We start from the raw sequence: 19,397 nt of genomic DNA on the forward strand, positions 1-19,397 counted from the left end.
CATTTCCACCTTATCGTCATCTCAGCGAAGGCCGGGATCCAGACTTCTTTGGCAGGGCTGGAGCCCGGCCTCCGTCGGGGTGACGCGCCTGATTAGATAGCGCCGCCGCTTCATCCGCTTGGCACAAACGAAAAGCCCCGCCGCGTTTCCGCGGCGGGGCTCCTCGACTGGCTTGTTTCGCGATTAGCGAAGCAGGCTCAGCACACCCTGCTGGCTCTGGTTCGCCTGGGCGAGCATCGCCGTCGACGCCTGGCTCAGGATCTGGGCCTTGGCGAGGTTGGTCGTCTCCGCCGAGAAGTCGGCGTCCTCGATCCGCGAACGTGCATCCGCAAGGTTGGTCACGTTGTTGGTGAGGTTGTTCACCGTCGATTCGAGACGGCTCTGCGCCGCACCGAGGCCGGCGCGAACGGTGCCGACATCCTTCAGCGCGGTGTCGACGTCGTCGAGCGCAGATTCGGCGCCGGAGACGCTCGAAATGTCGGCACCCGAAGCGCTGGAAACATCGAGGCCGGTGATCGAGATGGTCACCTGATCGCCCGAGTTGGCACCCGTCTGGATCGCGAACGAACCATCGGCCGAGCCGAACAGCGTCACGCCGTTGAACTTGGTGTTGGCAACGATGTCGTTGATCTGCGCACCCAGGGCCTTGACTTCTTCCTGCAGGTTGGTGCGGTCGTCGTCGCTGTAGGTGCCCGAAGCCGACTGGACGGCCAGCTCGCGGATGCGCTGCAGCATGTTGGTGACTTCGTTCAGCGCGCCTTCCGCGGTCTGCGCCAGGGAGATGCCGTCGTTCGAGTTACGGATCGCCTGGTTCATGCCGCGGATCTGCGACGTCATCGAGCTCGCGATCGCGAGGCCAGCGGCGTCGTCCTTCGACGAGTTGATGCGCTTGCCGGTCGACAGGCGCTCCATCGCAACGCGCAGCGACTGCTCGGCGACACGGCCGCCGTTCTGCGCGCGGAGGGCAGAGGTGTTGGTGTTGATGACAGTCATGGGTCTTCCTTTCCCGCTCATTCCCGGCGGCCCGGATGCGTTCCCGCGGCTGCCTCGAGACCAGTAACGGCCGCACGCCGCCCGGCTTTAATCATCAATTTCAACCAGACCGGAAAAGGCGGTGGCGGGCGCCGCCGCGGCGCGTCGGAAATCCGCCGATCGCCCGACGGTGAATTGACGCGCGCGCGTCGCCCCCGCGTAAGGCGCGCGCCAAATGGCGCAAATCCGCCATTGGCACACCCTTTGCTTCGATAACCCCGGAGCGATGCGGCCGCGACGGCCCGCATGGGGGTTTGTGAATGATCGGACTGAGCGAAACGGCGATGGCGGCCCACCCGGCGCTTGCGCGCTGGCTGCGTGGGGCAGGCCTTGCCGTGACGATCGGCAGCGACGGTCCGCGCATCCTCGATGCGAGCGAGGCCGGTGCCGCGCGCGCCAATGACGTGGTCGTCGAGGCCGTGGACGGCAATCCGTCCCTGACGATCTCCGATGGCACCCGCCCCGCGTGCGTGCGCTTCGGCTATGACGACATGGCCTTCGCCTTCGCGCTGGTCGCGGAGCTCGTCCGTCCCGAATTCCGCCCCGCCTGCGGCGAACCCGAAAGCGCGCGCCTACTCGGGCTCGCCGATCGCATCGCGGGCAGCGATGCCACCGTCCTCATTCTGGGCGAAACCGGCACGGGCAAGGAAGGCCTCGCTCGCTACATCCATTCGATCTCACCGCGCGCGAACGGCGCTTATGTCGCGGTCAATTGCGCCGCGCTTCCCGATACGATGCTGGAGGCGATCCTGTTCGGCCACCGCCGCGGGAGCTTCACCGGCGCCAGCGCGGACGGGGAGGGGCTCTTCCGCGCCGCGGACGGCGGCACCTTGCTCCTCGACGAAATCGCCGAACTGCCGCTCGCGCTCCAGGCGAAGCTGCTCCGCGCGATCCAGGAAAAGGAAGTGCTGCCGGTCGGTGCGGTGAAGGCCGAGCCGGTGGACGTCCGCATCATCGCCTGCGCCAACCGCGATCTCGCCGCCGAAGTCGATGCAGGCCGTTTCCGCGCCGATCTTTACTGGCGCCTCAACGTCCTTCCGCTCCAGCTCCAGCCGCTCGGCGCGCGCCGCCTCGACATCCGCGCGATCGCCGCCGCGCTGCTGCTCCGCCACGTTCCGGCCGGCGCCGCTTTCCCCTGGCCGACCGCGCAGGCGCTCGACCGGCTGATGGCGCATCGCTGGCCCGGCAACTGCCGCGAGCTGGACAACGTCCTCCAGCGCGCGCTGATGCTTCGCCAGGGTGATCGCATCGAGACCGAGGATCTCTCGATCGACGGCGCCGCGACCACGATCTTTACCGCGCCGCGTCTCGCCGACGCGGGCCGCTCCGCCGAGGCGCGGATGATCCGTGAAGCCCTTGCCGCCACCAACGGACACCGTGTCCGCGCCGCCGAACGTCTCGGCATCTCCGAACGCACGCTCCGCTACCGGCTCGCCGGGATGCGGGCTGAAGCCGCCTGAGGAACTGGAAGATGACCAGCATAGACGCCAACCGGTTGCTCGCCATGCGGGCTTCCATCCTGGAGCAGAACAGCGCTCTCCAGCGCGCTGCCAATGCCGATCTCGGCAACGCCGGCCAGATGGGCGGCACCGACTCCGCCAAGAGCGATTTCGGCGACGCCTTCAAGAGCGCGCTCACGAGCGTCAACGCAGCGCAGGCGCAGTCCTCCGCCGCATCGGAGGCCTATGAGCGCGGCGAGACCAGCGACATCGCCGCGGTGATGCTCGCGCGCCAGCAGGCGTCGATCGGTTTCGAGGCGACCCTGCAGGTCAGGAACAAACTCCTCTCCGCCTACAAAGACATCATGAGCATGCCGGTCTGATATGAGCGAGATAGCAGCAAACCCCAACGACATCGTCGCCGCGCCGGTGCGCGCGCCGGCGGCCCGTCCCGCCGGTTCGAACATGAAGCTGGAAGGCGTCATGAGCAATGTGCGCGGCTTCACTTCGCAGCCCGCGGTCGCGAAGTCGCTGCCGGCGATCGCGTTCCTCGCGCTGATCGGCATCGCCGCGCTCGTCTGGTCCTATGCCAGCCAGGCGCCGGGCCGCGATCTCTTCCGCGGGCTTCCCGACGAGGACAAGGCCGCCGTCGCTTCGGCGCTTACCACGGCGGGAATCAAATATAACGTCGATCGCTCGACCGGCGCGCTGACCGTCGGCGAGGATGATTATTATCAGGCGAAGATGCTGCTTGCGTCGCAGGGGTTGCCCAAAGGCGCGCCAGACGGGACGCAGGTTCTCGACAGCCTGCCGCTCGGCGCCAGCCGCGCGGTGGAAGGCGAGCGCCTGCGCGGTGCGCGCGAGATGGATCTCGCCCGCACCATCGAGGCGATCGATGCGGTGCAGTCCGCGCGCATCCACCTTGCCGTCGAGCAGCCGAGCGCGTTCCTGCGCGATCGCTCCAAGGCCGCCGCGTCCGTCATGCTGACGCTCGCGCCGGGCCGCCAGCTCGGCGATGCGCAGGTGCAGGCGATCGTCCACCTCGTCGCCTCGTCGGTTCCGGGTCTCGCGCCCGAGAATGTCTCGGTCGTCGATCAGAATGGCCGGCTGCTGTCCAGCGACAGCGACGGCAGCAGCGGCGCTTCGGACCGCCAGGTCGCGATCCAGGCGAAGATCGAGGATCGCTATCGCGACGCGCTGGTTCGCATGCTGACGCCGATCGTCGGCGCCGACAATTTCACCGCGCAGGTCCATGCCGACGTCGATTTCTCCGAGACGCAGGCGACCCGCGAGCAATTCCCCAAGGACGCCACCGTGCTCACCTACGAGCAGGGCGCCTTCACCACCGACGGCGGTGCTGCTGGCGGCGAGGCGGGCGGCATTCCCGGCGCACTCTCCAACCAGCCGCCGCCTGCCGCGCAGGTCGCTGCCGCTCCGGGCGGCGCGATGACCCCGCCGGTCCCCGGTGCCTCGGGCGAGACCGCCGAAGCGGCCGCCAAGCGCACCGAGAATTACAACCGCACGTTCGCAGTGGGTCGTGAAGTGTCGGTCACCAAGGAGCAGATCGGTTCGGTGAAGCGTCTGTCGGTCGCCGTCGCGCTCAAGAATCCCGAAGGCGGCAAGCCGCGCGGCAAGGACGAGATCGCGGCGATCGAGGCGCTGGTGAAGGGTGCGGTCGGCTTCGATCAGAACCGCGGCGACGTGGTGGCGATCAACGCCCGCAGCTTCGCGCCGATCGAAACCGAAGAGGCGAGCTGGTGGGAAGCCGGCTGGGTGTCGCTGCTGGTCCGCAACATCACCGCGCTGGGCCTCGCCGCGCTCGTCATCTTCGGCATCGCCCGCCCTCTGATGAAGAAGGGCACCGCCGCGCTCGCCAAGCGCGCCGAGCACAGCAAGGTCAACGTCGGCAGCCAGATCGCCGCCGCCATCGCCGATCAGGCGCAGTCCGATCCCACCACGCGGATCACGCTGGAAATGATCGAGGCGGCGCCCGGTTACGAAGCCCGCGCCGCGCTCGTCCGCAATTTCGTCCGCCAGGATCCGGCGCGCGCCGCACTCGTCGTGCGCGATCTGATCCGCGCCGACTCCAAGGAAGGAAACTGAACAGATGCTCGACGCTGAAGCGTCCGCCACGCAGCCCGACGGGTGCGAGGCCGCCGCGATCCTGCTGATGCTATTGGGTGACGAGGAGGCCGCCGAAGTGCTGAGCCGCCTCGATCCCGCCGAGGTCGAGCGTCTCGGCAGCGCGATGTTCGACGTCGCCGATGTCAGCGAGGCGCAGGTCGACGGCGTGTTCGATCTGTTCATGTCGCGCGCCAAGGCGCGCACCACCATCGGCTTCGGCGCCGCGCCGCGGATCCGTGCGGTGATGGAGCATGCTCTGGGCGCCGAGCGCGCGGACGGTGTCCTCGCCCGCATCACCCCGCCGACCCGCAGCCATGCGATGGATTCGCTGCGCTGGATGGACGCCAAGACCATCGCCGGTCTCATCGAGCAGGAGCATCCGCAGATTGCGGCGCTGGTCCTCGCGCATCTCGAGTCGCCGATCGCGGCGGACGTTCTGCAGCTCCTTCCGGCGGACGTGCAGCCCGACGTCATCTATCGCGTCGCGACGCTCGACACCGTCTCCGCGGAAGCCATCGAAGAGCTGGAGCGGATCCTGGTCCGCGAGGTCGCGACCACCAATTCGACGCCGGCGACGGCGCGCGGCGGCGCTTCGGAAGCCGCCAAGATCATGACCAACACGCGCCCCGGAACCGACCAGCGCATCATCCGCTCTCTCACCAAGATCGACAAGAAGATCGCGCAGGTGATCGAGGACGAGATGTTCGTTTTCGACGATCTGCTCGAGATCGACGAGAAGAACCTCGGCGTGCTGCTGCGCAACGTCGAGAACGACGTGCTGGTTGTCGCGCTGAAGGGGGCGGACGGGCGCCTCCGCGACAAGATGTTCGGCTGCATGTCGGCGCGCGCCGCCGACTCGATCCGCGACGAGATGGAAGAGCGCGGACCGATGCGCCTCACCGAAGTGCAGGAAGCGCAGAAGGCGATGCTCGCCATCGCGCGCCGCCTCGCCGACGACGGCACCATCATGCTCGGCGGTCGGAGCGACGATTATGTCTAACCTGTGGACCGGCGAGTTCAGCCGCTCGGCGGAAAGCCTGGGCAGCTTCGCGGTGCATCGCGCCATGCCGATGTTCACGCCTTGGGGGCAAGGCAGCGGAGACGACGACGCGCAGGGCGAGCGTCCGCGCTCGACCGACGTCGAAGCCATCCGTGCCGAAGCCTTTGCCGAAGGCTATGAGGCCGGCCATCGCACCGCCGAACTGACGCTCGCGGCCGACAAGGAAGCGCTGGCGAAGCTGCTCGAGGCGGTCGAGGCGCTCCGCCCCGAGCCGACCGATGCGCTCGCGGCCCTGCTCGCCGAAGCGGTCGAGCGGCTGGTGCACCAGATCGTCGGCACCGTCGAGATCGACGCCGCGCTGCTCCGCGAGCGTGCCGAGATGGCCGCAGCGATGATCGGCGAGGATAATGACGCATCGCGCCTGATGGTGCATCCGGACGATGTTCCGCTGCTCGAAGGCGCGCCCATTCCGGTGGAAATCGTCGGCGATCCGTCGCTGCCGCGCGGCACCGTGCGGCTGGAGACGGGCAGCGGTTGGATCGAGGATGGCCCCGCCATCCGCCTCGACCGGCTGCGCACCGCGCTGGGCAAGATGGGGGCAGGCGAATGAGCGGCCTCGCGTCGCGCGCGTCCGCGCTGCTCGCCGGCATCGACGTTTCCGAAAACCGGCCGCGCCGCGTCGGCCGGCTGTCATCCTATGACGGGCTGATGCTCGAGGCGACTGGCTTTGGCCAGCCGATCGGCGCCGGCGCCCGCGTCATCGCCGCCGACGGCCACGCCGCGCGCGCCGAGGTCGTCGGCTTCCGCGGCGATCGTACCTTGCTGATGGCGCTCGACGGCGAAGCCGCGCACGCCCACGGGTCGCGCGTCGAGCCCGACCACGGCGGCGGCATGGCCGATGTCGGCCCGGCGCTCCTTGGCCGCGTCGTCGACGCGCTCGGCAATCCGCTCGACGGCAAGGGCCCGATCGCGACCGCCGAACATTGGCCGCTCGCCGGCCGCCCCGGCAATCCGCTCGATCGTGACCGTGTGACCGAAAGCTTCGACATCGGCGTGCGTGCGGTGAACGCCATGCTCACCGCCGGCATCGGGCAGCGCATCGCGATCATCGCGGGCTCGGGCGTCGGCAAATCGGTGCTGATGGGCCAGATGATCGCCGGCGCGGACGCCGACGTGATCGTCGTCGGCCTGGTCGGCGAGCGCAGCCGCGAGGTCAGCGACTTCCTCGCCACCAAGCTCAACGGCGAGGTGCGCGATCGTTCGGTCGTCGTCGCGGTTCCGGCCGATCATGCGCCGCTGCTGCGCCTTCGCGCCGCGATGCGCGCCACTGCCATCGCCGAATATTTCCGCGCGCGCGGCCTGCGCGTCCTCCTCCTTCTCGACAGCCTCACCCGCGTCGCCCACGCGCAGCGCGAGATCGGCCTGTCGCTGGGCGAGCCGCCAACCGTGAAGGGCTATCCGCCTTCCGCCCTCGGCCTCATCCCGCGGCTCGTCGAGCGCGCCGGCGCCTGCGCCAAGTCCGGCGGCTCGATCACCGCGCTCTACACCGTGCTCGCCGACGGCGACGATACCGACGATCCGATCGTCGATGCCACCCGCGCGATCGTCGACGGGCATATCATCCTGTCGCGCTCTTTGGGCGAGCAGGGGGTCTATCCCGCGATCGACATCGGCAAGTCCTTGAGCCGCGTGATGCCCGACATCGTCGATTCCGAACATCTCGCCGCCGCCGCGGCGATGCGCCGTTTGTGGTCGGCCTACGAAGAGAATCGCGATCTCATCCTGATGGGCGCTTATGCCGCCGGCAGCGATCCCGCGATCGACGCGGCGATCGTGCGCCGTCCCGAAGTGCTCGACTTTCTCCGCCAGTCTCCCGGCGAGCGCATCGGCTTCGACGAAGCCCGCGGCGTGCTGATCGAGAATTTCGGATCATGACCAAATCCGCTCAGAGAGCCCGCATCGCGCGCGTCCGCACGCTCCAGCATGGCATCGCCGCCACCGCCGCCGCGCAGGCGGCCGCGCGCGTGCGCGAGCTCGAGGACAGCGCCGAGCGGCTCGGCCTCATCCACAGCAGCCTGCGCCCCGCCGACGGGCTCAACCCCGGCGCGCGGATCGCCAGCCTCGGCGAACTCGCGATGCGTCTCGACGACGCGCGCGAGGGGCTGAAGCGCAGCATCGGCTTCGCCCGCCAGGCCGCCGACGCACGCGAAGGCAGCCGCCTCGTCGCGCGCCGCGATCAGGAGGGCGCCGAGCGCCTGCACGGCCGCGCACTCGCCGCCGAAACCCGCGCTGCCGAGCGCCGGATCGCCGGCCTGCCGCCGCGCCGCAACCGATTTGGAATCAATGGAGACCCGATGTGATGGCAGTCGAAACCCATCCGCGCATTGCCGCCCGCACGGGCGATGCGGCGCTGCCCGCCAAAAGCGGCGACGCCGAGCTCGGTGACATGTTTTCCGCACTGCTCACCGGCGCCACGCTGCCGGAAGAGGAGGGCGCTGCGCCGGAGGGTGAGGGCGAGCCCGCTCTGGAGACCGTCCCGTCGGACGAAACCGAAGCGCCCGTCGATCCGCTGATCGGCATCGCGCTGGCGACCATTTCCGCCGACCACCCAGTCGCGTCGGCGAAGGTGTCCGCGGCCGAGCCGGGTGCCCCCGCGAAGACCGCGATGGCGTCGCAATCTGCTGACGCGGATCGCGCGCCGGTGAAGATCGCCCAGCCGACGGCGGAGATCGAAGCGGGCGATCCGAAGCCCACGGACGAGGCCGATCCCGCCGCGGTGGCGCCGTCGCGCACGCGTCCGTTCATCGGCCCGCAGGTTTCGCTGCCGGTCGACGACGACGGACCTGCCAAGCCGTCCGGCAAGCCGACCGTCGAAACGCCTGTTTCCATGATCGCGCCGCAGCCGCAGCCGCAGAACTCGAGCGCGACCCCGACGCCGGGAACGCGCCCTGTTGCCGACCCGCAGGTCATGCGCCCCGTCGAAGGCGCTGATGCCACGCCGAAAGCGGCGCCGCAGCCCACCGGCGAACAGCCCAAGCCTGCTGCGACCGAAACCGCCGTCGCGCCGCCGACGATCGGCAAGACGCGCATCCTCGCCGAGCCGCCGGTGATGCGCCCCACCCATGACGGCGCGCAGCCCGCCGCAGCCCAGCCCGCGACGCCGCCGCAGCAGCAGGCACCCGATCCGGCACACGCGCCGCAGACCGCGCTCCAGGCCATTCTCGCTCAGGCCGGTCTCGCTGCCGCTCCGGACGCACGCGGCTCACGCATCGGCGCGGCCGAAACGCCGAAGCTCGCCAAGGCCATCGACGCCATTGCAGCCACCACGCCTGGCACCGCGGCTCCGGTCGCGCAGCCGCTGCCCGAATCGCTCCAGATGATGGTCGCGCCGGTGCAGCAGCCGCAGGCGATCGACGTGCGCGCCGCGGCGCCGGCCAGCCAGCCGCAGCCGCTCGAGCAGCTTGTCGAACAGCAGCTCGATCTCGCGCATGAAAGCGAGTGGCTCGATCGGCTCACGCGCGACATCGCCGGTGCCGGCGCGAAGGACGGCACGATGCGCTTCCGTCTGGCGCCCGAGCATCTCGGCAACCTTCATGTCGAACTCAAGCAGCAGGCCGCGGGCGCCGCGATCCGCCTGACCGCCGAGACCGAGGCCGCGCGCGCGATTCTCGCCGATGCGCATCCGCGCCTGATCGCCGAGGCGCGTGCGCAGGGTGTCCGCATCGCCGAGGCGCATGTCGATCTCGGCTCCGGCCGCAGCCCGCAGCAGGAGGCGGCGGACCAGCGCCGCCAGGATCAGCCCGGCCATCCCGCGGGACAATCGGTCCTGCGCGGTAAGAAGTCGGTAACCAATTCCGCGTTAACCATGACGCCAAGGACGGCGGATCGCTTCGCCTAGAAGGACTTTTGAGACATGAGCGACCAGGAAACCGAGCCGCAGCCTAAGAAAAAGAAGGGCGGCAAGAAGAAGCTCCTGCTGCTCGTCGTGGCCGCGCTCGTGATCGGGGGCGGCGGTGTCGGCGGCGGGCTTTATGCGTCCGGCATGATCGGCGGCCACGGCGGCCCGGCCGAGGATCCGAACAAGCCCAAGCTCGTCGCGCGCGAAGGCGCCGACAAGGGCAAGGTCGCAGCGGCGTCGCACGCCAACAAGGCCGATCCGCAACTCTTCCAGGCGACCTATTATCCGATCAAGGACGGTTTCACCGCCAATCTCAACGACGGCGGCACCTTCATCCAGCTCGGGCTCGGCGTCTCGACCTACTATGACGAGCGCGTCATCCAGGCCGTCGAGCGGCACGAGATGGCGATCCGCTCGGCGGTGCTGATGACGCTCTCGGGCGAGGATCCGCTCGCCATCGCCAGCCCCGGCGGAAAGGCGGAACTGCAGAAGCATTTGACCAGCGCGGTCAATGACGTGCTGAAGCAGAAGGAAGGCTATGCCGGCGTCGTCGACGACGTCTACTTCACGAGCTTCGTGCTGCAATGAGCGACGCCGCCAACCTTTCCGGCGACGAGGTCAGCGCGCTGATGGACGGTCTCGGCGAGGCGGATGCCGCCGCCGGCAAGCCGTCCGCGGAGCTGCGCGCCTACACGTTCGGCAAGGAAGCGGTCCGCCCCATGGCGGCGCTGCCGGCGCTCGATCGCATGAACGAGCGGCTCGAGCGGCGTCTGCGCGGCATCGTCGAGCCGCTGGCGCGATCGAAGCCGCGTATCCACGCCGAGGCGATCGCGGTGCAGAGCTTCGATGGCTGGCGCGCGGAGCATCCGGAATTCATCAGCCTCAGCCTCTATCGCTTCGCGCCGCTGAAGGGCGGCGTGCTGGTCGCCATGGGCGCCGATCTCGTCGGTCGCCTGGTCGACGCCTTCTACGGCGGCACCGGCGCGCTGCGCGATTCGCGCGCCAAGGAATTCACGCCGACCGAAGAGCGGCTGATCGTCCGCATCAACGAAGGTCTCGTCGCCGCGCTCACAGAGGTGTGGAACGAGATCCTGCCGGTCAAGCCGCAACTCGTCGCGCGAGAGACCAACACCGCTTACGCTCCGCTGGTGCGCGGCGACGAAGCAGTCGCCATCGTGCGCTTCGGCATCGCGCTCGGCGGCGCGCGTCCGGCGTCGATCGACATTCTCTATCCCGTCGCCGCGCTCCGCGCCGTCGAAGGGCTGCTCTCGAACAAGGCGTCCGACGACGGCAGCCTCGCGGCCAGCGAATGGCGGCACAAGCTTGCCGACGCGCTCGGCGACGTCCGCGTCCAGGCGCGCAGCGTTCTCGCCCGGCCCGAGATTTCGGTGTCCGAACTCGTCCGTCTCGCGGAGGGCGATGTCATTCCCGTTTCGCTGCCGGCCAGCGTGCCCCTGCTCGTCGAGGGGCGCGTCATCGCGCGCGGCCAGATCGGCGATCAGGACGGACGCGCTGCGCTCCGCATCGAAAAGCTTCACACTGGGGGTAATATATGAGCACGAACCCGGAAACGGCGGTCGCCGAGCCGGTGGCCGAGGGCGGCCGCAACTTCCGCCTGCTCGCTGACATTCCGCTGCGGCTGTCGGTCGAGGTCGGCAGCGCCGCGCTCCGCCTGTCGGAGCTCATGGAGCTTAGCGAAGGCGGAGTGGTCGAGCTCGATCGCCAGGCGCACGAACTGCTCGACATCATGGTCAACGGCACCCTCGTCGCCAAAGGCGAAGTCGTCACGGTCAACGGCCGCTTCGGCATCCGGGTGGTCGAGATCGTCAACGCCGATGCGCGCCTAGCCGGGCTGGAGCGCCGCAACTGATGACGACCTACATTCTCAAGCTGCTGATCCTGCTGCCGCTGGTCGGCGGCATGGCGTTCGCTGCGCTCTGGCTGTGGCGCCGCGCCCAGCCGGGCATGGCGATGGGCCAGCGCGAGCGGATGGTGAAGGTGGTCGATGCGGTGCCGATGGGCACCGGCGGCCGTCTCGCCGTCGTCGAGTTCGCCGACAAGACCTTGCTCGTCGCGGTCTCGCGCGCGGGCATCAGCTTGGTCGCGGAAGCCGGCAATCGCCCGTCGTTCAACGCCGCGCTCGCCAAGGCGAACGCTCATGAATGACGTCATGACGTCACTTTCACGGCTGCGCTTCGCGTGGGCGCTGCTGATCGGGCTCATGCTCGCGGCGCTGGCCTTCGCCTTCGTCGAGCCCGCCGCCGCGCAGACGGCGTCGCCCGCCGCGCCGACTGCACAAGCCGCGCCTACACCTGCCACGCCGACGGCGGGCGGCCAGCCCGGCGCGCTGGATCGCGCCGTGAACACGCTCGCCGGCGATGGCCGCCCGCTGTCGCTGTCGCTCCAGATTCTCGTCCTCATGAGCCTTTTGACGGTGCTGCCGTCGCTGATCCTCATGATGACCAGCTTCACCCGCATCATCATCGTGCTGTCGATCCTGCGGCAGGCGCTCGGCCTCCAGCAGACGCCGCCCAATCAGGTTCTCGTCGGCCTGGCGCTGTTCCTGTCGATCTTCGTGATGCGGCCGGTCATCGAGCAGGTGAACGCCACCGCCTACACGCCGTATGGCGACGGCCAGATCACCATCGAGGAAGCGGTGTCGCGCACCGGCGACGCACTGCACGGCTTCATGGTCCGCCAGACGCGGCAGCAGGATCTCAAACTCTTCTCCGATCTCGCCGAAGCCCCGCCCTTCGCGTCGTCGCGCGACATTCCCTTCTCGATCCTGATGCCGGCCTTCGTCACCTCGGAGCTGAAGACCGCATTCCAGATCGGCTTCCTCATCTTCCTGCCGTTCCTCGTCATCGATCTCGTCGTCGCATCGACGCTGATGGCGCTCGGCATGATGATGCTCTCGCCGACGATCGTGTCGATGCCCTTCAAGCTGCTGCTCTTCGTCCTGGTCGACGGCTGGGCGCTGACGATGGGCTCGCTCGCCGCCTCCTTCAGCGGAGGCTAGCGATGGACGGTCCCGATTATTTCATCGGCGTCGCGCAGCAGGCGCTCTGGATTCTCGCGCTGGCCGCCGCGCCGGTGCTCATCCCGGCGCTGCTCTGCGGCATCGTCATCGGCATGGTGCAGGCGGCGACCTCGATCAACGAGGCGACGCTCACCTTCGTCCCCAAGCTGATCGTCGTCGGGATCTGTCTCGCGCTCTTCGGCAGCGCGATCCTGATGCTGATGGTCGATTTCACGCAGGACATCTTCGCGCGCATCCCGGAGATCACGCGCTGATGCCAGCGGGATTCGCCGGACTGGAAGCGCAGCTCTGGATCTGGCTGGTGGCGATGATCCGGCCGGGCGCCGCGTTCATCGCCGCGCCGATCTTCGGCGCCGCGTTCGTGCCGGTGCAGATCCGCCTCATCATCTCGCTCGCCGTCGGTATCCCCGCGATGGCGGCGACCAATTTCCAGCTTCCCGCCGAGGGCATCGTCTCGATGGCGGGCTTCTTCCTGGTGCTGAGCGAAATCCTCGCCGGCCTCGCGATCGGCTTTGCGGTGCAGATCGGCTTCTCGGCCGCGATGATCGCGGGCGAGACGATCGGCAATGCGATGGGCCTCGGCTTTGCATCGATGATCGATCCGCAGAGCGGCCAGTCGACCCCGGCGCTTGCGCGCTTCCTCTCGATCCTCGCGACCTTCCTGTTCCTTGCTTCAGGCGCGCATCTCGCGCTGATCGCGACGGTTGTGGAAAGCTACCGCGCGCTGCCGCCCGGCGATGCGTGGATGAGCTTCGAGAGCATCCGCGGCCTGGCGCTGTTCGGCGCCGTTCTGTTCGCTGCGGGCCTGTCCATCGCGCTCCCCATCGGCTTCGCGATCCTGCTCGTCCAGATCGTGATGGGTACGCTTGCGCGCTCTGCGCCGCAGCTCAACCTCTTCGCGGTCGGTTTCCCCGCCGCCGCGCTCGCCGGCGTCGTCCTTCTCGCCATCGCCTCGCCCGTGATGAGCGAAGCCATTCTGTTCGTCATCCAGCAGGGCCTCGAGCAGGCCCGCGACGTCGCGCTCGGGAGGTAGCCGATGTCGGACGCACCGGAGAAAGACCAGAAAACAGAAGACCCCACCCCGAAACGCAAGAGCGAGGCGGTTCGGAAGGGTGACGTTCTCCAGTCGCGCGAGCTCGGCACTGCGATGATCATTATGGCCGGTGCCGCGTGGATCGCGCTCGCCGGGCCGATGCTGATCGGCGCGCTCGAAACGATGCTCAAGACCGGCCTCTCGATCGATGCCGATGCGATCCGCAATTTCGATCCGCTCGGCACCTTCGGCAAATTGCTCGCCATTGTTGCCATCCCGCTGATCATCCTGTTCGGGCTGACCTTGGCGGCGGCGATCGGCACCCCCGCGGCGCTCGGTTCGCTCGGCTTCCGCGGCGAGGCGATCGGCTTCAAGCCTGCGAAGATGAACCCGTTGAGCGGCATGAAGCGCATCTTCTCGGTGCGCGGGCTGATCGAGCTGGTGAAGTCGCTCGCCAAGGTCATCCTCCTCGGCTCGGTCGGCATCTGGCTGCTGCTCGACCAGGCGCGCTCGCTCATCGGGCTGACGTCGCAGGATCTGAAGCGCGCGATCGGCCATGTCGGCGACACCTTCCTGCTCGCCGTCATCGTCATGGCCTTCGCCCTTGCGCTCATCGCGCTGATCGACGTGCCCGCGCAAATGTACCAGCGCACCAGTCGGCTCAAGATGAGCAAGCAGGAAGTGAAAGACGAGGCGAAGCAGACCGACGGCTCGCCCGAGATGAAGGGCGCGATCAAGCGCCGCCAGATGGAGGTGCTGCGCGGCGGCGCCCGCGCCGCGGTGGCGGAGGCGACCGTGGTGCTCACCAACCCGACCCATTTCGCGGTGGCGCTGCGCTACGACACCGATCGCGATGCCGCCCCCGTCGTCGTCGCCCGCGGCCGCGGCGCGACCGCCGAGGCGATCCGCGAGCTGGCAAAGGAGAATGGCGTCCCGCTGCTCAGCTATCCGCAGCTCGCACGCGCCATCTATTTCACCGCGCAGACCGGCCAGATGGTCCGCGAGGATCTCTACCTCGCGGTCGCCACCGTGCTGGCCTTCGTCTTCAATATCGATGCGACGATGGGGGCGACAGCAGCGCCGCAGCCGGCCGTCAACGTGCCCAAGGGGGCGCGTTTCGACGAACGCGGGATGCCCGAAGCCTAAACATTCAGTTTCCGCCGCCGTTATCTGTATCCGGAAGAATGGGCGGCCGATGTCGTGGCGGTCCATCCGGCGTAGGAGGACGGCGACGTGAAGGCCCCGCTTTCCGGAGCGATCGAGCGGATCGAGGCGGCGCTTCGATCGGCGCTGTCGGCGCGCGGCGAAGCGCGACGGGCCAATGCGCGCGAGGCGCTGGCCGGCGATTCCGGCTCCAACGTTCATCTCGAAGCCTGGCTCGAGGCGGTCGCGGTCGAGCTGCAATCGGGGCGGAGCGCGATGGTGCCCGATGACATGGTCGATGTGATCGCGCAGCGCATGCTCGCGGACCGCGGCCGATCGCTCGGCGCGCATGCCCAGCTCGATGCCGTATCGGCCCGCAATTTGATCCGCTGAACGCCTAAAGAAACGCCGCTTCGTGCCGTTCTTTCAAGAGAACGGAAGGAACGCGCATGGCCTCGTCGATCGGATATAGCCTGGGCATCGGATCGGGCATCGACACCAAGTCGCTCATCGCCGACCTGACGGCCGCTGCGAAGGGCCCGAAGGAAGCGCTGATCAAGCAGCGCGAGGAGCGCAACACCGCGCAGCTCTCGACGCTGAGCCAGGTCGCCGGTGCGATCGATTCCTTCGCCACCGCGCTCTCGAGCCTCGTCTCGGGCGGCACGCTCTACAGCCAGCCCGCGGTTTCCGATCCGACGATGTTCACCGCCAAGTCGCTTGCCGGCGCGCGTCTCGGCGGGCTCTCGGCCGAGGTCGAGGTCAAGCAGCTCGCCAAGGCGCAGTCTCTGGTCTCGACCCCGCTCGCCTCGGCGACCACGGCGGTGGGGCAGGGGACGCTCACCATCGGCGTCGGCACCAAGACGTTCGACGTCGTCATCGGCGCCGGCAACGACAATCTCGACGGCCTCGCCCGCGCGATCAACGCCGCCAAGTCGGGCGTCACCGCTTCGGTCATCACCGAGGCGGGCAGCGCGCGGCTGGTGCTGCGCGGCGGCGTCGGCGAGGCGCAGGCCTTCACCCTCTCCGTGCCCGATGGCACCGACTCGGGCCTCGAGCGCTTCGCCTATGGCCCGTCGGTCACCGGCGGCATGGCGCTGACCCAGGCGGCGCAGGACGCGATTGTCAGCCTCGACGGCGTCGACGTGAAGCGCCCGTCCAACACGATCAACGATCTCATCGACGGCGTCGAGTTCAGCCTGCTGCGCGCCGAGCCCGGCAAGACGGTCACCGTCGGCGTCAGCCGCCCGACCGCCGCGATCGAGCAGGGCGTCAACGATTTCGTCGCCGCCTATAACGAGCTTCACTCGATGCTCGCCGAGGCGACCAGGATCGGTACGCCGGGCAAGGGCGACGGCGGCGTGCTGCGCGGCGATCTTTCGGTGCGCGAGATGCAGCGTCAGCTTTCGCAGCTCACCTCGAAGGTGCTCAACAACGGCGGCGAGGGGCCGCGCACGCTCGCCGACATCGGCGTCGCCACCAATCGTGACGGCACGCTGCGCGTCGATGCGTTCCGCCTCAAGGCCGCGCTCGAGACCAATGCCGAGGGCGTCGAGGCTTTGTTCAACCCCGGCCAGTCGAGCAGCAGCCCGTTCGTGTCGATCGTCAGCAAGGTCGGCAAGGTGAAGCCGGGCGCCTACCAGCTCACCGATCTCGTTCCGCCCAACGGCTCGACGCCGGGCAGCGGCAAGGTCAACGGCGTCGCGATGATCTGGTCGGGCTCCAGCCTGGTCGCGCCGGCGGGTTCGCCCGCGCTCGGCCTCACCGTCCGGCTCGCCGAAGGCGCGCCCGCGACCGCGACGATCAACGTCGATTTCGGCCTCGGCGGCGCCTTGCAGGCGGTGCGGGATTCGCTCCGTTCGCGCACCGGCCCGTTCACGTCGAGCCAGGAGCGCCTCAACGCCGAGGCCGAGTCGATCGCCGATGCGCGTGAGAAAATGGAGATGCGCTCGGAGGCTTATTACAATCAGCTCGTCAAGCAGTTCGGCGCGATGGAAAGCCGCGTTTCGGCCTTCAAGGCGACGCAGAGCTATCTCGAGCAGCAGATCAAGATGTGGACCGCGGGCAAGTAAGCCGCGGCCCCAAGAACATAAGGGAAGGAATGACGGTGCAGATGTACATGCAGCCTGCGCGGCTGGGCGCGGCCCGGGCTCAGTATCAGAATGTCGATTTCCAGAGCCGCGTCGAGGGCGCCTCGCCGCACCGGCTGGTCGGCATCCTGTTCGAGGAGCTGATCAAGTCGATCGACGCGATGGCGGCGGCGTGCCGGCGCGGCGATTATGTCCAGCGCGGCGTGCGCCAGTCGCGCGCGCTCAACATCCTGCACGGACTGGAAGGCAGTCTCGATTTCGAAAAGGGCGGTGAGATCGCGGTCGATCTGGCAGCCATCTATCGCGAGACGCGCCGCTTGGCGCTGGAAGCGGGCCGTGACAACGACCCGGCCCACCTAGTCCGCGCCCGCGAAATGCTTGCCGAGATCGCAACCGCCTGGGACCAGATAGGCTAAGGAGAGCGCCGCTGTCCTACAGCACCAGCGTCTGCGATGATCGGCCAGTCCGGCTCTTTGTTATCGTCCGCTCACGCTGACCACAGGATCGCACTGAAAAATAGAGGTTCGATTCAATCCATGGTCAGTGCGAACATTGGGAACATTCGCGCTCAGGCCGCCTTGGCGCTCAGCTCATACTTCCGCATCTTTTCGATCAGCGTGGTGCGCTGAAGCGTGAGCATGCGGGCGGCATCGGCGACGACGCCGCTGCTGAGGCGGAGTGCCTCTCCGATGAAGTCGCGCTCGAACTCGGCGACCATCGACTTGAGGTCGATCGGGCCGTCGCCGAGCAGCGGGCCCCCGCCGGCCGCGGGCTGCGGCTCGTTGGCGGGGGTCGGCAGGATGATCGGCGCGGCAAGCTCGGTTGCTTCCCACAGTGCCGCGCGCTCGGCGACCGTGGTGCGGCCGCGGCGGTGGAGGATGAGGTCGATCTGCTCGGCGCCCACCATGTCGCCCGGAAACAGGATCGTCGCACGCTCGACGACGTTGCGCAGTTCGCGCACATTGCCCGGCCAGTCGTGCGCAACCAGCTTATCCATCGCCGCCTGGGTGAAGCGCACGGTGCGCTTCTTGTCGGCGATGGTGCGCAGGAAATGCTTGACCAGCAACGGCACGTCCTCGCGGCGGTGACTGAGCGGCGGCAGGTCGATCGGAAAGACCGACAGCCGGTAGAAGAGGTCTTCGCGGAAGCGCTGATCGGTGATCGCCTGATCGAGATCGCGGTGCGTCGCCGAGACGATGCGCGTGTCGACCGCGATCTGGCCGCGCCCGCCGACGCGCTGGATCGAGCGCTCTTCGAGCACGCGGAGCAGCTTCACCTGCATGTCGGCCGGCATGTCGCCGATCTCGTCGAGGAAGAGGGTGCCGCCGTGGGCATCCTCGAAGCGGCCGCGGCGCTGCGTCACCGCGCCGGTAAACGAGCCCTTTTCGTGGCCGAACAGCTCGGATTCCAGAAGATCGCGCGGGATCGCGCCGCAATTGACCGCGACATAGGATTTTGCGGCGCGGACGCTTTCGGCGTGGATGGCGCGAGCCACCACTTCCTTGCCGGCGCCCGACGGGCCGGTGACGATCACCGAAGCATTGGTCGGCGCGACGTGGCGCACCAGGCGGCGCAGTTCGTCCATGCCGCGGCTCTCGCCCACGATCAGGCTGTCCGCGCTCATGCCGTCCGCCTTGATATCGGTCATCATCGTCATCGCCGTCTTGAACCCCATCCGTTTGGCGGCGTCGAAAAGCCACCCCCGTTGCGTCGGGAATTTGACGCTCAGACGTTGGGAAATAGTTAACGCCGGTAACGAACGGATTTCGGCGCGCTTTTCCGCCGCTGCCGCGACATGCTCGTCGGCTGAAAGCGCGGATTCGTCGCGCCGCAGACGCTTTCGTAGCGGGATCAGGTGGCTTAGCCGCATGACACACGCCTCCGGAAATCGCCCCGCTTAACAGCCGCCTCGCACCGGACGCAGCAAGCGCACCGGACATTCGACTTCACATCAAAAGCCGCCGGGGGGCGGCTCACATCCAAGGGGAATTTTTGAAATGCGTAAGTATATCGTCGCGTCTGTTGCTTCGCTTGCTCTCGCCGCCGCCGCTTCGCCGGCTGCCGCCGAAGGTTTCCGCGCCGAGATCCACGGCGGCTACGACATCACGAATGCCGACGGCCCGGGCGACACCGATGCGGACGGCTTCATGTACGGCGTCGGCTTCGGCTATGATTTCGACATCGGCAAGGCCGGCTTCATCGGCCCCGACTTCAGCATCGACGACAGCAGCGCCCGCGAATGCGGCAGCAGCGTCCTCCTCGCCGGCGATCGCCTCTGCGTCCGCGCCGGCCGCGATCTGGCGGCGGGCATCCGCGGCGGCGTGAAGGTCAGCGAGAACGGCAAGCTCTATGCGCTCGCCGGCTACACCAACGCGCGCTTCGTTTCGAGCTACACGACCCCGGCCGGCGTCCGCATCCGCGACGGCGAGAACCTGGACGGTTTCCGTATCGGCGCCGGCTACGAGCACAGCTTCGGCGGCAATCTCTACGCCAAGGGCGAGTATCGCTACTCCAACTACGAAGCGGGCGTCGATCGCCATCAGTTCCTGATGGGCGTCGGCATGAACTTCTAAGCCTTCATCGGGCGGGGAGGGCGCACGG

The 19,397-nt window shown here is 68.2% G+C and carries 22 protein-coding genes; 20 read left to right on the plus strand and 2 right to left on the minus strand.

Annotation, left to right across the window (positions count from 1 at the left end; genetic code table 11):
- Positions 1-183: 183 nt before the first annotated feature.
- The gene (locus B9N75_RS10045) at positions 184-993 is read right to left on the minus strand and encodes a flagellin N-terminal helical domain-containing protein (protein WP_085218675.1); all 810 of its coding nucleotides are present in this window, start codon (positions 991-993) and stop codon (positions 184-186) included.
- Between the two features lie 299 nt (positions 994-1,292).
- Here B9N75_RS10045 and B9N75_RS10050 point away from each other — a divergent pair, with 299 nt between their 5' ends.
- The 19 genes from B9N75_RS10050 (at position 1,293) to fliS (ending at position 17,212) form a co-directional block, all read left to right on the plus strand.
- A complete protein-coding gene (locus B9N75_RS10050) occupies positions 1,293-2,492 on the plus strand; it encodes a sigma-54 interaction domain-containing protein (protein ID WP_085218676.1) in 1,200 nt (399 codons plus the stop codon).
- An 11-nt stretch (positions 2,493-2,503) separates the two neighbouring features.
- The gene (fliE, locus tag B9N75_RS10055; protein ID WP_085218677.1) at positions 2,504-2,854 is read left to right on the plus strand and encodes a flagellar hook-basal body complex protein FliE; all 351 of its coding nucleotides are present in this window, start codon (positions 2,504-2,506) and stop codon (positions 2,852-2,854) included.
- Between the two features lies 1 nt (position 2,855).
- The gene (gene fliF / locus B9N75_RS10060) at positions 2,856-4,574 is read left to right on the plus strand and encodes a flagellar basal-body MS-ring/collar protein FliF (RefSeq protein WP_085218678.1); all 1,719 of its coding nucleotides are present in this window, start codon (positions 2,856-2,858) and stop codon (positions 4,572-4,574) included.
- A gap of 4 nt (positions 4,575-4,578) precedes the next feature.
- A complete protein-coding gene (fliG, locus tag B9N75_RS10065; RefSeq protein ID WP_085218679.1) occupies positions 4,579-5,595 on the plus strand; it encodes a flagellar motor switch protein FliG in 1,017 nt (338 codons plus the stop codon).
- Entirely contained in the window at positions 5,588-6,205 is a 618-nt protein-coding gene (locus B9N75_RS10070) for a FliH/SctL family protein (protein WP_085218680.1), read from the plus strand. The genes fliG and B9N75_RS10070 overlap by 8 nt, the downstream gene beginning before the upstream one ends.
- The gene (locus B9N75_RS10075; protein ID WP_085218681.1) at positions 6,202-7,530 is read left to right on the plus strand and encodes a FliI/YscN family ATPase; all 1,329 of its coding nucleotides are present in this window, start codon (positions 6,202-6,204) and stop codon (positions 7,528-7,530) included. The genes B9N75_RS10070 and B9N75_RS10075 overlap by 4 nt, the downstream gene beginning before the upstream one ends.
- Entirely contained in the window at positions 7,527-7,955 is a 429-nt protein-coding gene (locus tag B9N75_RS10080; RefSeq protein WP_085218682.1) for a hypothetical protein, read from the plus strand. The genes B9N75_RS10075 and B9N75_RS10080 overlap by 4 nt, the downstream gene beginning before the upstream one ends.
- Entirely contained in the window at positions 7,955-9,493 is a 1,539-nt protein-coding gene (locus tag B9N75_RS10085; protein WP_085218683.1) for a flagellar hook-length control protein FliK, read from the plus strand. The genes B9N75_RS10080 and B9N75_RS10085 overlap by 1 nt, the downstream gene beginning before the upstream one ends.
- A 15-nt stretch (positions 9,494-9,508) precedes the next feature.
- Positions 9,509-10,081, plus strand: a complete 573-nt coding sequence (locus B9N75_RS10090) for a flagellar basal body-associated FliL family protein (RefSeq protein WP_085218684.1) — start codon at positions 9,509-9,511, stop codon at positions 10,079-10,081.
- Complete coding sequence (locus B9N75_RS10095) at positions 10,078-11,049, plus strand: flagellar motor switch protein FliM (protein ID WP_085218685.1); 972 nt, start codon at positions 10,078-10,080, stop codon at positions 11,047-11,049. Before B9N75_RS10090 ends, B9N75_RS10095 begins: the two co-directional genes overlap by 4 nt.
- On the plus strand, positions 11,046-11,363 hold the full coding sequence (gene fliN / locus B9N75_RS10100; protein WP_085218686.1) for a flagellar motor switch protein FliN: 318 nt from the start codon (positions 11,046-11,048) through the stop codon (positions 11,361-11,363). The genes B9N75_RS10095 and fliN overlap by 4 nt, the downstream gene beginning before the upstream one ends.
- A complete protein-coding gene (locus B9N75_RS10105) occupies positions 11,363-11,659 on the plus strand; it encodes a flagellar biosynthetic protein FliO (protein WP_085218687.1) in 297 nt (98 codons plus the stop codon). Before fliN ends, B9N75_RS10105 begins: the two co-directional genes overlap by 1 nt.
- 4 nt (positions 11,660-11,663) lie before the next feature.
- On the plus strand, positions 11,664-12,512 hold the full coding sequence (gene fliP / locus B9N75_RS10110) for a flagellar type III secretion system pore protein FliP (RefSeq protein WP_085219549.1): 849 nt from the start codon (positions 11,664-11,666) through the stop codon (positions 12,510-12,512).
- A 2-nt stretch (positions 12,513-12,514) separates the two neighbouring features.
- Positions 12,515-12,787 (plus strand): flagellar biosynthesis protein FliQ, encoded by a 273-nt coding sequence (gene fliQ, locus B9N75_RS10115; RefSeq protein ID WP_085218688.1) that lies wholly within the window; start codon positions 12,515-12,517, stop codon positions 12,785-12,787.
- Positions 12,784-13,566 carry a flagellar biosynthetic protein FliR gene (fliR, locus tag B9N75_RS10120; RefSeq protein ID WP_085218689.1) on the plus strand — a complete coding sequence of 261 codons (783 nt, stop codon included), beginning with the start codon at positions 12,784-12,786 and terminating at the stop codon, positions 13,564-13,566. The genes fliQ and fliR overlap by 4 nt, the downstream gene beginning before the upstream one ends.
- Before the next feature lie 3 nt (positions 13,567-13,569).
- Positions 13,570-14,712: a flagellar type III secretion system protein FlhB gene (flhB, locus tag B9N75_RS10125; RefSeq protein ID WP_085218690.1), complete on the plus strand. Its 1,143-nt coding sequence runs from the start codon at positions 13,570-13,572 to the stop codon at positions 14,710-14,712.
- An 87-nt stretch (positions 14,713-14,799) separates the two neighbouring features.
- Positions 14,800-15,102, plus strand: a complete 303-nt coding sequence (locus tag B9N75_RS10130; protein ID WP_085218691.1) for a hypothetical protein — start codon at positions 14,800-14,802, stop codon at positions 15,100-15,102.
- A 56-nt stretch (positions 15,103-15,158) separates the two neighbouring features.
- Positions 15,159-16,778, plus strand: coding sequence for a flagellar filament capping protein FliD (fliD, locus tag B9N75_RS10135; RefSeq protein ID WP_244552323.1), 1,620 nt, complete (start codon positions 15,159-15,161; stop codon positions 16,776-16,778).
- A 29-nt stretch (positions 16,779-16,807) separates the two neighbouring features.
- A complete protein-coding gene (fliS, locus tag B9N75_RS10140; RefSeq protein ID WP_244552324.1) occupies positions 16,808-17,212 on the plus strand; it encodes a flagellar export chaperone FliS in 405 nt (134 codons plus the stop codon).
- A 152-nt stretch (positions 17,213-17,364) separates the two neighbouring features.
- Here fliS and B9N75_RS10145 read toward each other — a convergent pair whose 3' ends face one another.
- Positions 17,365-18,666, minus strand: coding sequence for a sigma-54 interaction domain-containing protein (locus tag B9N75_RS10145; RefSeq protein ID WP_244552325.1), 1,302 nt, complete (start codon positions 18,664-18,666; stop codon positions 17,365-17,367).
- 127 nt (positions 18,667-18,793) lie between these two features.
- On the opposite strand from B9N75_RS10145, the gene B9N75_RS10150 reads away from it, so the two are divergent.
- Positions 18,794-19,369, plus strand: a complete 576-nt coding sequence (locus tag B9N75_RS10150) for an outer membrane protein (protein ID WP_085218693.1) — start codon at positions 18,794-18,796, stop codon at positions 19,367-19,369.
- The last annotated feature ends 28 nt before the right edge of the window (positions 19,370-19,397 follow it).

The organism is Allosphingosinicella indica (assembly GCF_900177405.1).
GTDB lineage: Bacteria > Pseudomonadota > Alphaproteobacteria > Sphingomonadales > Sphingomonadaceae > Allosphingosinicella > Allosphingosinicella indica.

Excerpts from the sequence above, each read along its gene's own strand:
- B9N75_RS10045 (WP_085218675.1), bottom strand. The coding sequence starts at position 993 with ATGACTGTCATCAACACCAACACCTCTGCCCTCCGCGCGCAGAACGGC.
- B9N75_RS10050 (WP_085218676.1), top strand. The coding sequence starts at position 1,293 with ATGATCGGACTGAGCGAAACGGCGATGGCGGCCCACCCGGCGCTTGCG.
- fliE (WP_085218677.1), top strand. The coding sequence starts at position 2,504 with ATGACCAGCATAGACGCCAACCGGTTGCTCGCCATGCGGGCTTCCATC.
- fliF (WP_085218678.1), top strand. The coding sequence starts at position 2,856 with ATGAGCGAGATAGCAGCAAACCCCAACGACATCGTCGCCGCGCCGGTG.
- fliG (WP_085218679.1), top strand. The coding sequence starts at position 4,579 with ATGCTCGACGCTGAAGCGTCCGCCACGCAGCCCGACGGGTGCGAGGCC.
- B9N75_RS10070 (WP_085218680.1), top strand. The coding sequence starts at position 5,588 with ATGTCTAACCTGTGGACCGGCGAGTTCAGCCGCTCGGCGGAAAGCCTG.
- B9N75_RS10075 (WP_085218681.1), top strand. The coding sequence starts at position 6,202 with ATGAGCGGCCTCGCGTCGCGCGCGTCCGCGCTGCTCGCCGGCATCGAC.
- B9N75_RS10080 (WP_085218682.1), top strand. The coding sequence starts at position 7,527 with ATGACCAAATCCGCTCAGAGAGCCCGCATCGCGCGCGTCCGCACGCTC.
- B9N75_RS10085 (WP_085218683.1), top strand. The coding sequence starts at position 7,955 with ATGGCAGTCGAAACCCATCCGCGCATTGCCGCCCGCACGGGCGATGCG.
- B9N75_RS10090 (WP_085218684.1), top strand. The coding sequence starts at position 9,509 with ATGAGCGACCAGGAAACCGAGCCGCAGCCTAAGAAAAAGAAGGGCGGC.
- B9N75_RS10095 (WP_085218685.1), top strand. The coding sequence starts at position 10,078 with ATGAGCGACGCCGCCAACCTTTCCGGCGACGAGGTCAGCGCGCTGATG.
- fliN (WP_085218686.1), top strand. The coding sequence starts at position 11,046 with ATGAGCACGAACCCGGAAACGGCGGTCGCCGAGCCGGTGGCCGAGGGC.
- B9N75_RS10105 (WP_085218687.1), top strand. The coding sequence starts at position 11,363 with ATGACGACCTACATTCTCAAGCTGCTGATCCTGCTGCCGCTGGTCGGC.
- fliP (WP_085219549.1), top strand. The coding sequence starts at position 11,664 with ATGACGTCACTTTCACGGCTGCGCTTCGCGTGGGCGCTGCTGATCGGG.
- fliQ (WP_085218688.1), top strand. The coding sequence starts at position 12,515 with ATGGACGGTCCCGATTATTTCATCGGCGTCGCGCAGCAGGCGCTCTGG.
- flhB (WP_085218690.1), top strand. The coding sequence starts at position 13,570 with ATGTCGGACGCACCGGAGAAAGACCAGAAAACAGAAGACCCCACCCCG.
- fliD (WP_244552323.1), top strand. The coding sequence starts at position 15,159 with ATGGCCTCGTCGATCGGATATAGCCTGGGCATCGGATCGGGCATCGAC.
- fliS (WP_244552324.1), top strand. The coding sequence starts at position 16,808 with ATGACGGTGCAGATGTACATGCAGCCTGCGCGGCTGGGCGCGGCCCGG.
- B9N75_RS10145 (WP_244552325.1), bottom strand. The coding sequence starts at position 18,666 with ATGCGGCTAAGCCACCTGATCCCGCTACGAAAGCGTCTGCGGCGCGAC.
- B9N75_RS10150 (WP_085218693.1), top strand. The coding sequence starts at position 18,794 with ATGCGTAAGTATATCGTCGCGTCTGTTGCTTCGCTTGCTCTCGCCGCC.